Annotated in this window: 17 protein-coding genes; 2 read left to right on the top strand and 15 right to left on the bottom strand. The window is 38.8% G+C overall.

The features are described from left to right. Positions 1-292: 292 nt before the first annotated feature. A complete protein-coding gene (locus EV294_RS28485) occupies positions 293-583 on the bottom strand; it encodes a hypothetical protein (RefSeq protein WP_132313181.1) in 291 nt (96 codons plus the stop codon). A gap of 186 nt (positions 584-769) precedes the next feature. Between EV294_RS28485 and EV294_RS28480 the strand changes: the two genes are divergently transcribed. Beyond that, positions 770-1159 carry a YmaF family protein gene (locus tag EV294_RS28480; protein ID WP_207918208.1) on the top strand — a complete coding sequence of 130 codons (390 nt, stop codon included), beginning with the start codon at positions 770-772 and terminating at the stop codon, positions 1157-1159. Positions 1160-1276: 117 nt separating this feature from the next. Here the strand turns inward: EV294_RS28480 and EV294_RS28475 are convergent, their stop codons facing one another. The 5 genes from EV294_RS28475 to EV294_RS28455 form a co-directional block, all read right to left on the bottom strand. Further along, positions 1277-1579: a cation transporter dimerization domain-containing protein gene (locus tag EV294_RS28475; RefSeq protein WP_243711828.1), complete on the bottom strand. Its 303-nt coding sequence runs from the start codon at positions 1577-1579 to the stop codon at positions 1277-1279. Positions 1580-2394: 815 nt separating this feature from the next. Next, positions 2395-2919 (bottom strand): P-loop nucleotide/nucleoside kinase family protein, encoded by a 525-nt coding sequence (locus EV294_RS28470; RefSeq protein ID WP_132313179.1) that lies wholly within the window; start codon positions 2917-2919, stop codon positions 2395-2397. A gap of 745 nt (positions 2920-3664) precedes the next feature. Further along, positions 3665-3895, bottom strand: a complete 231-nt coding sequence (locus tag EV294_RS28465) for a hypothetical protein (protein ID WP_132313177.1) — start codon at positions 3893-3895, stop codon at positions 3665-3667. Positions 3896-3968: 73 nt separating this feature from the next. Then, the gene (locus tag EV294_RS28460; protein WP_132313175.1) at positions 3969-4442 is read right to left on the bottom strand and encodes a GNAT family N-acetyltransferase; all 474 of its coding nucleotides are present in this window, start codon (positions 4440-4442) and stop codon (positions 3969-3971) included. 209 nt (positions 4443-4651) lie between these two features. Next, entirely contained in the window at positions 4652-4984 is a 333-nt protein-coding gene (locus EV294_RS28455) for a hypothetical protein (RefSeq protein ID WP_132313173.1), read from the bottom strand. Between the two features lie 300 nt (positions 4985-5284). On the opposite strand from EV294_RS28455, the gene EV294_RS31160 reads away from it, so the two are divergent. Next, positions 5285-5497 (top strand): DUF6199 family natural product biosynthesis protein, encoded by a 213-nt coding sequence (locus tag EV294_RS31160; RefSeq protein WP_132313171.1) that lies wholly within the window; start codon positions 5285-5287, stop codon positions 5495-5497. 63 nt (positions 5498-5560) lie between these two features. Here the strand turns inward: EV294_RS31160 and EV294_RS28445 are convergent, their stop codons facing one another. From EV294_RS28445 to EV294_RS28405, 9 genes are all read right to left on the bottom strand, one after another. Then, on the bottom strand, positions 5561-6103 hold the full coding sequence (locus tag EV294_RS28445) for an HAD-IIIA family hydrolase (RefSeq protein WP_132313169.1): 543 nt from the start codon (positions 6101-6103) through the stop codon (positions 5561-5563). A gap of 111 nt (positions 6104-6214) precedes the next feature. Further along, positions 6215-7459, bottom strand: coding sequence for a group II intron reverse transcriptase/maturase (gene ltrA / locus EV294_RS28440; protein ID WP_279513633.1), 1245 nt, complete (start codon positions 7457-7459; stop codon positions 6215-6217). A 410-nt stretch (positions 7460-7869) separates the two neighbouring features. Next, positions 7870-8448 (bottom strand): GDSL-type esterase/lipase family protein, encoded by a 579-nt coding sequence (locus tag EV294_RS28435; protein WP_132313165.1) that lies wholly within the window; start codon positions 8446-8448, stop codon positions 7870-7872. Positions 8449-8568: 120 nt separating this feature from the next. Beyond that, complete coding sequence (locus tag EV294_RS28430; RefSeq protein ID WP_132313163.1) at positions 8569-9114, bottom strand: P-loop nucleotide/nucleoside kinase family protein; 546 nt, start codon at positions 9112-9114, stop codon at positions 8569-8571. Positions 9115-9256: 142 nt separating this feature from the next. Continuing rightward, positions 9257-9739, bottom strand: a complete 483-nt coding sequence (locus tag EV294_RS28425) for a peptide ABC transporter substrate-binding protein (RefSeq protein WP_132313161.1) — start codon at positions 9737-9739, stop codon at positions 9257-9259. 143 nt (positions 9740-9882) lie between these two features. Beyond that, on the bottom strand, positions 9883-10689 hold the full coding sequence (locus tag EV294_RS28420; protein ID WP_132313159.1) for an imm11 family protein: 807 nt from the start codon (positions 10687-10689) through the stop codon (positions 9883-9885). 529 nt (positions 10690-11218) lie between these two features. Beyond that, positions 11219-11698: a hypothetical protein gene (locus EV294_RS28415; protein WP_132313157.1), complete on the bottom strand. Its 480-nt coding sequence runs from the start codon at positions 11696-11698 to the stop codon at positions 11219-11221. 186 nt (positions 11699-11884) lie between these two features. Beyond that, positions 11885-12400: a hypothetical protein gene (locus tag EV294_RS28410; protein WP_132313155.1), complete on the bottom strand. Its 516-nt coding sequence runs from the start codon at positions 12398-12400 to the stop codon at positions 11885-11887. 134 nt (positions 12401-12534) lie between these two features. Beyond that, a complete protein-coding gene (locus EV294_RS28405; protein WP_132313153.1) occupies positions 12535-13188 on the bottom strand; it encodes an rRNA methylase in 654 nt (217 codons plus the stop codon). Positions 13189-13414: the final 226 nt, after the last annotated feature.

Genomic DNA, 13414 nt, shown 5'->3' with positions numbered 1-13414 from the left:
TAACGTTCTTCTGCTAATGAAGAATAGGCTGTCACACTTTATTTTAGTGACTCTTTTGTCGTTAGTGCAGTATAAAGGGATATTCACGTCTTAAAACAAACGACAAGAAAATACGTACAAATGAAAAAGAACCTTGTTAATATCAAGGTTCTAAATCGGGAATATTATGTCGTTAAACTTCTTCTCCCGATTAAATTTTAGGCCGTCAAGAAACGTCTGAAGCCGGTCATTAATGACGGGCTGGCTGCACTCATTAAGCTATCGTCTCCCGGTAGCTTAATCTTGTAATGGATTATTGATACTGTTCAAAATACTGTTTTGGATTAGAGATTCCGTTTTCGATGAAGACTGATGCCCATTCTTGAAACATCTTCAAATAATCCTCTTCTGTCATGGACGGAGATAATTGAATTATGTCATCCCAATTGCCCTCTTGATTTTGTTCTCCAGTCTTCAAATCAGTAATTACCTCCATTTTTATATTGCCCTCTTGCTCTATCCTGGCTTCAACAAGTTTATTCTCCAAGTCCACCCATGGGTAGATTATTTTCATCCCTATTGGTTTAAAATCGCTTTGTCCCAATAACAACACCTCCATGCCGCCGGTTATCTTGTCTTAATTGAACTAAAGTTCTTACGTTAGCTTAATAGACCATTAGTTATTCTCGAGCAGCAGAACATTTAACTGATTGGGCTTAAGCCGCTTCCCACATCTTCCTTCTCCATACAATAATCCTGTATGTCATTACTGTTAAGAAGGGAGCCAATAATGAAAATTCCAGTTACTGGGTTCTTAGTGGATTCTGGTGATGATGATACTCAGCACTCACACAAACTGTATATAACTTCTTTCAATGGAAATCCGGTTCATGTTCATTCAATCTCCGGTATAACATCAATAAACGACGGACATTCTCATCAATATGCGAGTTGGACTGCCCCTGCCCCCACTGGTGTACCTCATGTCCACAGCTATAATACCTTTACTTCCATGAGTCAAGGCCATACGCATCGCATTCAGGGAACCACTGGCCCCGCTATTGCTCTTCCCGGCGGTGGGCATTACCACCTATTTGAAGGGTATACTACAATCGATGGCAGTCATCCACATTCGCATGCCTATAATGGGCGAACAAGTAATGAAGTCAGTAGTCGATAAGTTTTTGAAAGACATTCACCACACACTTGATTTTTTCCCGTCAATAAAGCGGCAACTGATCCTCTGATCGGCTGCCGCTTTTTAATCGAACTATCTTCTCCCGGTAGTTAAAAACTATTATTTCGCTGGCTCATAATGTACATGTACTTCTAATACTTCTGAAGTTTTTTTAAATTCATTCTCCACTTCTGTAGCAACATCATGCGCTTCATGAAAATCAAGGGTTTTATCAATCGATAGAACCACATCAATTACAGCATTACTGCCATAATTTCTTGCTTTAAGATCTTTTACATCCTTAACACCTTCAACCTGCTTTACCTTTTCTTTAAAATCTTGCAAGGCTGATTCATCAAATCCGTCAGATAAGTGGTGGGAAGCTTCACGGAAGATGTATAGAAGTTCTTGTCTTGAGCTCACGACAAAAACTTCTATACAAATAATAAAAGAAGCCGCAGTTTATGTCACTTCCATTGTATAGATGTTGTTGTCGTAATCCATTGAAGCTTCTCCTTTCCAAACAATTAACCATTGGCTTCTAACAAAAATTTAGGCATCTAGGCATTTGACTAAAGAAAGTAGGCAAATGACCGCATAGTATATTTTAATTTTTTTGAAATGAGGGCTTTCATGTACTCAAACATTAATCAGCAGTATCTAAATTCACAAAAACAAAATCTCTTGGACTTGTGTTGTAGAATTTGTACGGACGATATAGGGCGACAGCGGTGGTGCTGTCCCCCTTGCTATCTCCCTGCTCCGCCTTACCAGCCATATTACTCATATCCGCCTCTTGCCTCATTCTATCCGAAACAATATGTTTACTGAGTTACCCCCCAGAATGACTGTCAATAGGCAGTCCTTCTCACCATAATGTCAATTACCTTCCAGTGAACTGGACATTGGATATATCCTCTCAAAGCCTTTTATCAACGCTTCAATCTGAATTATTGCTGCAAAATACCACGACAATTCATACTTCACTTAACCATTTATACCATAAAACTACCACGCTATCCTGCCCTTTAGTTGAGAAACGGCAGCTCATGTGCGAGCTGCCGTGCTGTGATTGTTGAGCTATAGTCTCCCTTTAGCTTAATGACCTACGTGGTCGCCCCACAAAAAGAGAGAAGCACTTAAAGACATGTAATCAACAGTTTGCTTTGGAGTACCCTTTGTTGGATTGAAAGTATCCTGAATCGGCCTTTATTAGCCCATTAAGTGTACCAATACTTCTAACCGTGTATCCGAAATCTGGAATTTTTAATGATTTCTTCAGCAAGTTCATCCGGCTTCTTACCATCGGTGTCCAGTAGGAATAGCTCATTAACCGGTGAAGCCATCAACTTGCTCCGAAGGAAGAGCGAGCGGTCGATATATTGCGCATCTCCTCGCTGATGGAGTCGAGCGTTAAGGGTCTCCGGTTCCGCGTGCAGCACAACATAGTGAAGCGTTACATCGAGATCCGATAGTTGGTCAAAGAACCATTGAAGTTCATCTTCAACGACGAAATCGATAACCACGTCTAACCCGTTCACCAAAAAATTCCGCGTCACCGCAGCGATATTTAACCATGCCAGTCGGAGTCTTTCCTCCCAGGGCGGTTCGGTCTCCCCTCGGTAGACTTGGAGAAGGAGATCACCTTCAATCAAGACACATTGGTTCATCGCACTAGCCAGAGTCTTGGAGACGGTTGATTTCCCTACACCAAGTGGACCAGAGATAAGATAGACGGTTACTGTTTTTCTTGTTGTATGCATATAATCTCCTCCCCCATATTTTACGCATTCGTAACAAAGCTGCTTTTTCATGCCTGCAGCTTCGCACTAATCATGTTCAACTCTCGTTCTAGTTGAATCAGCCTCTTACTAATTGGTGTTTATATTCCGTACCAAATAACCACATTTAAACTATCTTTAAATGGGTCTCTCCTGTTTACTAAGATATGCTTTGGCTTGTTCGTAGAAGGTTTCACCGAATAATCCCCCAGAATCATTATTAGCTATCCGTTCTTCACAAATAGAGAATGAGGTCTCATATTCTTTCATTAAAATGAAAGTAAGAACTTGTTGCTCTTAGACTTACAGGTCGGTTAATGTTTTCTTCCATATTTAATATGGTCCAGTAAATGTCATCAAATTCAAATAGTTTGTAATTTAAGGAGTAGTGGAGCTCTTTTGTTTTGACGTTAGCTGTAATTATTAATATAAAAAAAACATCTCTTTTTTGATAAAAACATATCCGTAACTACTTTTCCATTTGTTCGTTTTAGCGGATTCTCTTATTGCTTTATCAAGTAATTTATTTAGGTCTGATTGTTTCAATAGTTTCCCTCGCTCATTGTTTTTCTGTCGATACGCATATTGAGGATTATATCATGGTTTTTAACTACGAATTATCACTAAACTGCCTCTACTCTAAAAAAAGCTGCAGTTGATCCTCCGATCTGCTGCAGCCTTTGATTGAACTAACGTTCTCCGTTAGTTTAATAAACTGTTGTTTGTCTTACCAATCTATCTCTCCCCATAATTCCTTAAGGTATTTATCACCTAATTTTGCGTTCTCAAAAAGTTCATCTGAATTACTAAATTCTTGAGTAAAACCATCGTGATTCCTTGTGAAATAAACCCCGTCTTTATTACGACTAATCCAATAACCAATCTCATTGTGATAAATGAGAAATTCCTCTCCCCAGCCAACTCGTTCCTTTAAATCTAGAAAATCCTCATGCGTCATTTGAATTCGCCCCCAGTCACTCCTGTAAATCCGTTGTTTTAAACTATCGTTCCTCGATAGCTTAACTAATGAACTAACATACAAATGAGTTTTTCATTACGTACCAATAATCTGTCTCATCTGGATACGCATGCTTCTCAATAATTTCATAATTTAATTTCTTGTAAAAAGCTACATTACTCGGTATAGATAAACGTACTTCTAATCTAGATTCATTTACACCCTCATTCCTAGCGTGAGTTTCAATGTACCTTACCATCATTTTCCCAATGCCCAATCCACGGTGAGAGGGGAGAACAGAAACCCTCCCTATGTATACATAATTATCTTGAAATAAATACTGTGCTGACCCGACGGGAATCCCTTCTACTTGGGCAATAATTGCTCCCCCGTTATTAGATAATTTCTTAATAATGTCACTAATAGTTTCTGAAAGTGCTCCAGATGGAGGGGTTAAGTTCCCCTGATACTCCTCAAATGCTTTTCCCATTACATCGTGAACGATTTGAATTTCTTCTAAACTGGCTTGTTTAATTAATGTTTCCATCGGACTTTTCCCTCCATCAAAACTTCACTAATTTTAACTTTTGAATTTCCAATTACTTTAACACAAAATGGTTTGAAAATATCCGTAAATATTTTTAATTGTTACGCTACCCTGCCCTTTAGTTCAACAAAAAAGCAACCGTACTTAATGTGCGCGGCTGCTGTCGTTGTGTTTTGAACTAATGTTCCTCGATAGCTTAATAAGATATTTCAACGGGAATTTGATTTTATAAATTTATATCGCTCATCGGTCCAAGGAAAATCGCTTAATGCGATGTACTGGATGTTGTTTTCCCGCAGTAACTCTACGGCTTCAATTGTGAAACAACCACCAAACGCAATCTTCTTGGATTCATCACTTGGGTCAAGAGAATGGATCGCGCCAAGAACAGTGGTTGATAGAATAACATCATTACGATCACATTTGAATTTAATAACAGTGCATATTTCAGGCCACGATGATGGGATAGATGTAAAGAATTTTGGCGGTACTAAGTTCCTTATCTTTTCCTTCCTGATTTGTTCAATAATTTTATATTTCACGCAAGTCCTCCATAATATTGTCATGTACCCCTGATTTATCTGCCGACTCTGTAAATGTAGAAACACTTCAATATTAACACATATTGGAACTATGCTGCCCGTTACTTTAATAATACGGCAGCTGACCATTATGTCAGCTGCCGTCGTATTGTTCTGGAGCTATCGTTCCTCGATAGCACAATAACTAATGGAAAATACTTATCCTGTTGGTTTTCGTTAGCTCCTCGCTAGAATGCATTGAATCACTGCGCAACATCTTGTTCCAAAGATCGTAATATTAGTTAGGAGGTGCGTTGAGGTATGATTTTCCTAATTATTATTCTTTTATTACCACTATATGCAGTATTAATTTGGAGTTACTTTGAGCCCAGAGAAAGTCTATTGTGGGGAAAAAGATGGACGTATAAAGAAGAACCTGAAATATCCGAAAGTGCTATTCGTTATACCAAAATAGCCTCGTTGGTAACCATTGTTTTTATTACACTCATAATTGTGCTTTCATTCTTTATCTAATAAATAAACCAACTCAACTTTTGCACATCGTGTTTAAGCTAAAGTTCCTCGATAGTTTAATAACTATTTTAATAGCCAGTTGACAGCATCTAATAAATCCTCAGCTATATAGTCTGGAGTAGCTTCAAGCCATTCATCAAAAAATTGATTATTAAGGTATCTCGCCAAATCCTTCTCACCAGAACCTGTTTTTACTAACACTTTGGTACATCCTGCCCTTTTGGCAGCAATCATATCGGTCCACCTATCACCAATAACAGCACAATTCTTCAAATCAAGATCATTCTCTTGTGCTGCCAGAGTAAGCAAAACTGGTGAGGGCTTACGACAAGAACAACGATCTTCATGTTGGTGTGGGCATATGTATACTTTATCAAAACCGAATGAAAGAAGTTCGTCCCGGAAGTCATTTATTGAAGCTTCACCTCGTGAAATTCCAGGTTGATTGGTAAACGAATAGATGGATACACCCGCATTCCTAAGTTTATCAATTGACTGTTTCGCAGAAGAAAATAATTCAAATACACCAGGATAAACAACTTGATCAGAACCACCTATAGTCCCATCTCTATCAATAAAAACAGCCTGTATTTTATGTGTTGACATATAATTGATCGCCTCCATTGAGTAGTTTAATTCAACGAAAACTCCGCTCTTAATAATACCACATATTGGAACTAAGTAGAGTAAAAGGCTGGGAAATCCAGCCCCTCCTCATCAAACCGTACGTGCGGTTTTCCCGCATACGGCTTTCCGACGTCCTTTATCTAGGGCAGTACGGATTTCCCAGGTACATACCGATTTCAATCCTGTACGAAGAAGCAGTTGTCTCATTTCATTCCAAGCCAATCTGCGTCTTTTGTGTTTCTTATTCCAGTAAAGTCTTAGCCTCCTGAGGATGTACCAATCCACTTTTGCCAGAAATCGATTTGCCATCTTCCGGTCCACATCCAGATGAGCATAATAGTTACGCCAACCTTGAATCATTGGATTTAGCAGATCGACCATAAACTTAAGCGGCCATTGCAACCGCCCTCTCGAAGCTGTCTCTTCTTTCACTCGTGTACGCATCTTCTTCATTGCCTTCTTTGATGGAAAGCAACGAAGTCGATACATCGCTCCCTTTTTATGGAGGTGCGGCATCTTTCGATAATCAAATCCGAGGAAGTCGAATCCTTCCCTGTTCTGCCAGAGACATACTAGCTTCGATTTTGATCTGTTTATGGTCAATTCCAATTTCCCAAAGATGGACTTCAGGGTACGGATCGCCTCAATCGCCTGCGGTTTGTATCGGCATAGAATGACTAGATCATCAGCGTATCTTACTAACTTACCGAGATGAGAAAAGCGTTTTTCCCAGATCGTATCGAGGTAGTTGAGATAGATGTTAGCCAAAAGTGGAGAAATTACGCCGCCTTGTGGGCTACCGATCTCTGTTTTGTGCCACTCGCCATCCTTCATTACTCCTGCTTCAAGCCATTGTCTAATTAACTTCAGAATGCGCTTGTCGCTGATACGTTCTTCAACTAGTTTCATCAGTTTGCTGTGGGAGATATTATCGAAGTAACCTGTAATGTCTACGTCGACTACCCAGTTTATGACACCCCAATTGATGCTTTCCCGAATGCTCTTAATTGCTTGATGGGCCGACCGCTTGGGGCGAAACCCGTACGAGCAATCTTTGAAATCCGCTTCGAAGATGCCTTCGATCACCAATTTAGTTGCCATTTGCACAGTCCGATCTCGGACGGTTGGAATACCTAAGGGACGCGTCTTTCCGTCCGGTTTCGGAATTTCTTTCCGTTTGACCGGGGACGGTCGGTATTCTCCGCTCATTAGCTGTTGCCGGATCTCTTCGATGAAGAATTCTTCGCCAATCTCTCGAACGATATATTGGATCGTCTGTCCATCAACACCAGCGCTGCCGCGATTGGTTTTCACTCGTTCCCATGCCTCATGCAGGATATCTTTACGGAATAGTTTGTCGTATAAGGCATGAAACTTACGTTTGGGGTTCTCCTTAGCCGCTAGATAGAGGGTATTTTGGAGTTGTCGAGCGTTTTCATTGGTGGCGTTGGCTCCCTCTTATCCCTTTCGGGTTCACTTTCACGATGCGGAAGGATTCATTTTCATTACGGCCTGTAGATTTGCTTCATCGCGCAGAGCGCGACTTTTCACAGGGCTTCAACCGTCGGATTTCGCCGACGTCTGCCTGCTAGCTACGGGGCGGCTTGGTCCTTACCCCGACTGAACTTGCATCAGTAAGTTGTGCCTAGCTTAGCTAGGCGCGCACTGCCCTTTAGTTCAACAAAAAAGCAACCGTACTTAATGTGCGCGGCTGCTGTCGTTGTGTTTTGAACTAATGTTCCTCGTTAGCTTAACATCTCTCTAGAAAGAATAATTAACTCTCTGCAAATCATATCTGCTAAATAATCATATCCAAGTTCACCAAAATGAAGTCCATCATTTCTAAGACCTCTCAAAATTTCAGACAAATTATCAAGGTTAATCATGCTTGAGAACAGGTCTATATAATGACTGCCAGTTGCTTCACTCACTGCTCTTATGATTTCTGTATATTGCTTAAGTACGGTGTTAGTCCGTGCATGTTGTAATTCTTCATCAACTGGAGTAGGACTAATAAGTATCGTCTTTGATGGAGTAATCGCCGTCACAATATTAGTGAGATTCCTTTCAAAGACATTCAGTGGAACCATTTTATGAAATGCAGCATCGTTTGCTCCAAATAAAACAGTCACTAAATCTGGATTATGAAGTATCACATCTTTCTTAACTCTATTGAGAGCATCGAATGTATTGTTACCCGGAATGCCAGCGTTAATTATATGCCAATTTCCGCTTAATTTATCTTCCAGTTTTATTGTCAGTAAAGGACGGTCGTGACCTTCTGTTCTTGCCGTGATACTATCACCAAATAAAACTAATTTCATTTTTTGATTCCTTTCTATGGCAAGTATTACTGAATATATTTTGACGTATTAACATTCAAATCCTACAGCTAAATGAAAAAGAAGCAGCTGCTGATGCGTGCTGCTTCTTTTTTCGTTGAACTAACGTTCCCCGTTAGCGTAATGCGCATTTTGTTCTAGGACAAATGTTTCGGCTTGAATAATCAGCCATTCTAATTCCTTGACCGTGTCAAGGACCAATTCCTTTTCAAGATATTCAGCACTTAAATTTCTATAATATTCCTTTAGCTCTGATAAATTTGTAATCAATTGATTAGGTAATGGATTTTTACTTCGTTCAGCCAGACGTTCCGACCATATTGTTTCATTACTACATATACAATGTATTATCTTTAATTCTCCCCCTCTTTCCCTTACCCATTGGTCTAAACTTAATACACTGTTATTGTCATTAAAGCCGAAATCGAGAATGATGCTCGCATCTGCATCTATAACCGTCTGTAATAATCTAAAGAGGAAGTCAAAACATAATTTGTTCCTTGAACTATGTTCTTGAATAACACTTGCTGAAGCGTCATAAATATCATCCTTATGCAGTACCACCAATTTCAGTCTCTTACTAAGCTCATTCGTTAATGTTGATTTTCCAGTTCCAGCCATACCCCTAACTAAAATGATTTTTGACATAGATTTCTCCCTTAGTTCAGTGGATAGATAATAAATATCTTCGTCATCATTATCCTACCAATTAGTTTAGAAAACGGCAGCTCAGTAAGTTGGGCTGCCGTGCTGTCTTTATTGAGCTAAAGTTCCCAGTTAGCGTGATGAATTAACTTTGCCAAGTGCCGTCTGCTTTTGATACTTTCCATTTACCCTTTTTGTATTCAACTATGACTTTTATTCCAATTGCTCCATCACCAGCTCTATATTTAGAGCCTTCAACAACAAACTTCTTGTTTTTTATCTCTGTCTTTTCGACTCGCAACAAAACACCGTCAAGGACCATCGTCTGAGGGTCATATAACCCCTCGGCCTTTAACTGGTCATATGTCGCTTCTATTACTTCAACATTGTATTTATTTAAATACTTTTTAATTCCTTCCTTGTCTGTATCATCTACGTCGTTAAAATTACTCATATCAATTGCAATATATTTCATATTTCCATTTAGACCTTCGTCAATCGGCATGTACGCATCTAATGCTAAGCTGTACAGTTCCCCCATATTTTTTGTTGGTTTGGTGTTCGAACAAGCAGTGGCAAACAATACATGGAGTAAAGTCAAACATAGAAACAACTTTGAGATTCTCATTTTATCCCTCCAATTTCATCAGACGAAATAAGTTGTTTTTATGTTTCAAACATATTCCTAGCAACAATTTCTCAATCCATTTAAAATCATTAAGCTAAACTACGTCGTCTTGCTGAACTATCGTTCACCGTTAGCTTCATACTTCATTTTATTTTAATTTCCGAATTCTCTACTACATGCCATTGGTAGCCTAATAATACAGGCGGAATAAATGTAGGCATAATCCAAGAATACACACAATCTTCTGTAAGGTCACCAAGCCAGAAGTTCCCTTTTGAATCTAATTGCATCTTCCACTTTCCACTGGCAAAGGCCAGTCCCTGATTGACCTGTTCTCTAGCTATGCGATAAGCTATTTCATCGCCTTTATTTTGTTCAATATCAGCAAGGACTGCAGTATACTTTAAATGTTTTTCTCGATCCTTTTCTTCAGTTAGTTTAGAATCCCATACCTGATTAAAAACAAAACCTGTTAAATTGGCCTGTTTAACGAGATTAATAAATTTTTCAGTGACATAAACGCTTGTTCTTATTTCAGGAACTTTAAAGATCAGAGTATCAACAGGTATTTTTTCTCTAATAAAATGTACCCTTTCTGAAGACTTAATTAGTCCTGATTCTGTTCTCTCTGTTCGATCAATATCAATACAATCAATTCTTTTTAAGACATGCAAGAAATGGATCGGGCGATCCAAGATGAAAAGAAACTCAGCCTCATCTCCAATTTGCGCAGTTAAAGCTTGTTTTGCATATTCTGAAATAATTGTGGCACCTGGTAAATAGCCGATATAATCCTTTTCTTTCCCTTTTCTAAGGAGATTTAAATATATACCGTTCCAGTCCTTTAAAGGATGTTCGTCATTCTTAATTGACCTAATCAAGTCATCTGCTTCTGGATTATCAGCCAATACATAGCTATCGTGATCAGAGTTCATTTCCCAAATTTTCATCGCTACACTCCTAGCTTAATTATCTAGATACTTAATTAAAGCCGACTGCCTTTATCACTCTGCTGGTTATTCAACTATAGTTACCCGTTAGAGCGTAATGCTTTATGGTTTGAATCCCGTTTGTAAAACATGAAAATATTCTTTTAATATCAAGTTGAAATCTGGTTCATCGGGTAGCTTCTCGATATATTTCCATAGAATCATTTCTTCAGTGCTTATATTTACTACCTCATATTCCATCTGTCTGGATTCCCAAACAATTACTTGTCCTAAACACACGTTAGACTCGTGAATAATGCCTGTATTCGGGTCGGGGATTTTACTCTCATCTGGTTCAAATCCAATGACTGAAGGGAGTAGCTATGCTAATCTGCACGTTACTTTAATAAATACGGCAGCTGACCATTATGCGCCAGCTGCCGTCGAATTGTTCTGAAGCTATCGTCTCTAGTTAGCTTGAAAATAAAAAGTGAAGATCCAATCCATCCGATTTCCCTTATAAACCAGAGCTTCATTCAGTGCAGTTCCTTCAAGTTACACTATTGGATGCGTATCCATCAAAATCCACGTTTACAGCAGCAGTGGAAGAGTGAAATTGGACGTTATAATCACCAGAGCGCATACCTTGCGGATATTGAGTACTGCTTCTCCACATATACTCTGCTCCTGGAGCTATATTTACTGCTACATATTCTAAGCCTGTAGCAACGTGTTGTACAGTAACAGTTACCGCGCCTTTACCTACGTTGTGAAAGTGAAGTTTTCCATAGCCGAAACCACCTGGCACTACAAAAGCAGAGCCAGCGCTAGTATCAGTACTGCTATAGTTTGTCAGTGGAACAATAACAATGAAATCGTTAGGTGATTCTGTCGACATGACTGGTGTTACAATTGGAAGATTGGATTCTGTCTGTGTTACCTCGGCAGAATCAGCGTTAATTATTGCTGGAATCGTTAAAGCTGCGGCTAGTGTTAGAGTTAGCACAATGAATTTAGTTTGCTTCATCATTTAATACAATCTTCCTATCTACTAAATTTTTTACTAACGGGTAATTGCATGGAGCAGCTGCCGCGGCGGAAACTGCTTCTAGATTGTTGAATTAATGTTCCCCGTTAGCCATCCATGCATCTGATATTTGCACCACAGAGCGTTAAAGTTAGTTCGTTCTTTCATGGTAGTTGAAGAAGAATTTATTTAATTATTCCACCTAGTAATTGCAAAGTGTATTTCTTCTGGATTGGGGTCGTGTTCTAAATATCCCGCATAACAAGAAACAATTACACCATAATTAAAATTTTGACCAATAATCCATACGTCTTCATTGTTAATAGAGTTCCATAACGTGTCAAAGTGTTGGATTACCCAATTTCCGTCAACAAGAAACATTGGACTATCATCTATCCCAAAAAATAAATAAGCAAGTTTCACTTCTATAACTATCCCTTGTACAAACTGAACTACTTCTTCTTCCCAGCTGAATTCATTTCTGAAATCTTTATATTTAAAAATAAAATCTTTACTATGTAATTCATGGTTCCATTTTTCGTGAATCTTATCCAAGATTTTATCTGATTCTGGTGACGTGATTAAATCACTTTTTTCTATAACATTAGACATATCCAGGGGAAGTGAGTTTATTAAATTAATCCTTTGATTTTTCTGCTTGTTTATCTTTAACTTTTGGCTTAAAAGCAATCTTCGTTCATCCATAGTCTCCCTCCTATATTTATAATACTCTAACTTCTTTAACTAATCTCCCATAAACGTAACAAAGCTACCGATCGTTACCCGGCAGCTTCATTGAACTATAGTCTCCCGTTAGTTCAATGAGTCAAGCTATTTAATCATGAGGTACTTTGCATTTCTGTCTCAAGCCTTAAACAATCTGTACACAAATAGAAAAAGATGAAGGATTCACCTATATGGAATGAGAATCCTTCATGTATCAGGCCCTCAGAATCATAATCTTCGCTACAAACGGTTGCTATGTACTGCATTTCCTTGCTGCAAGAGGAACACCGCTTTTGAATCTTATCTGTTGCGAACAAAGGCGGGCCGAGTAATCGGCATATGTATTCCGAACCAAATAAGGTAAAAGACTCGTCGTTGTCCAAGTCATCTAAAAGGATATCCTTCTTTGTTAAGGGTATTAATTTTACGTTGCTCAAAGGGAGAGGAACAGGTAATTTGTCTTCATCTTCCATAATCCAATGTTCAACATCAGTTTGTTTAACTATAGTTATAGCATTAGCTATAGGGTCAAGTTGGAAAACCTGTGGTGCCCAATACCCCGAACAGTTTAGGCATGTGACAAGAGGTAAGCTTTCCAATTTAACTTTGTAGTGTCCATTTAATCGAGGATCTGTAAGGTCAAAACAAAAGATTAGGTGCATTGGAGCGAGGCAATTCACACATACTGGTGTTTTCCAATTTACTCCTCCAAATGTGTGGTTAAACTGTTCTTTTCCCTTAATTACGCGATATCCAGAAATCTTCAAATTTAATTCTCCTCCTTAATTGGAGCAATAATTCGTTAAGATTATACTTTCATAATACCATGATTAATTCCCTTGATAGCAACAAAAATAGCAGCCATGAGGCTGCTATCGGTTGTATTAAACTATTGTTTCCCGTTAGCCATCCATGCCCCTCACGGGGCACCACAGAATAATGAAAATTTTGATGCGGCGTTTTATACTATTCTTACGGCTGGTGAGGAAGGTC

Source organism: Paenibacillus sp. BK033, from assembly GCF_004345425.1.
GTDB lineage: Bacteria > Bacillota > Bacilli > Paenibacillales > Paenibacillaceae > Pristimantibacillus.
Note: the sequence above shows the minus strand (reverse complement) of the source record. Positions and strands in the feature narration are given on the sequence as shown.

Coding starts and splice junctions, on each gene's coding strand:
- EV294_RS28465 (WP_132313177.1), bottom strand. CDS start 3,895: ATGACGCATGAGGATTTTCTAGATTTAAAGGAACGAGTTGGCTGGGGA.
- EV294_RS31160 (WP_132313171.1), top strand. CDS start 5,285: ATGATTTTCCTAATTATTATTCTTTTATTACCACTATATGCAGTATTA.
- EV294_RS28480 (WP_207918208.1), top strand. CDS start 770: ATGAAAATTCCAGTTACTGGGTTCTTAGTGGATTCTGGTGATGATGAT.
- EV294_RS28420 (WP_132313159.1), bottom strand. CDS start 10,689: ATGAAAATTTGGGAAATGAACTCTGATCACGATAGCTATGTATTGGCT.
- EV294_RS28415 (WP_132313157.1), bottom strand. CDS start 11,698: ATGATGAAGCAAACTAAATTCATTGTGCTAACTCTAACACTAGCCGCA.
- EV294_RS28430 (WP_132313163.1), bottom strand. CDS start 9,114: ATGTCAAAAATCATTTTAGTTAGGGGTATGGCTGGAACTGGAAAATCA.
- EV294_RS28435 (WP_132313165.1), bottom strand. CDS start 8,448: ATGAAATTAGTTTTATTTGGTGATAGTATCACGGCAAGAACAGAAGGT.
- EV294_RS28470 (WP_132313179.1), bottom strand. CDS start 2,919: ATGCATACAACAAGAAAAACAGTAACCGTCTATCTTATCTCTGGTCCA.
- EV294_RS28460 (WP_132313175.1), bottom strand. CDS start 4,442: ATGGAAACATTAATTAAACAAGCCAGTTTAGAAGAAATTCAAATCGTT.
- EV294_RS28445 (WP_132313169.1), bottom strand. CDS start 6,103: ATGTCAACACATAAAATACAGGCTGTTTTTATTGATAGAGATGGGACT.
- EV294_RS28410 (WP_132313155.1), bottom strand. CDS start 12,400: ATGGATGAACGAAGATTGCTTTTAAGCCAAAAGTTAAAGATAAACAAG.
- EV294_RS28425 (WP_132313161.1), bottom strand. CDS start 9,739: ATGAGAATCTCAAAGTTGTTTCTATGTTTGACTTTACTCCATGTATTG.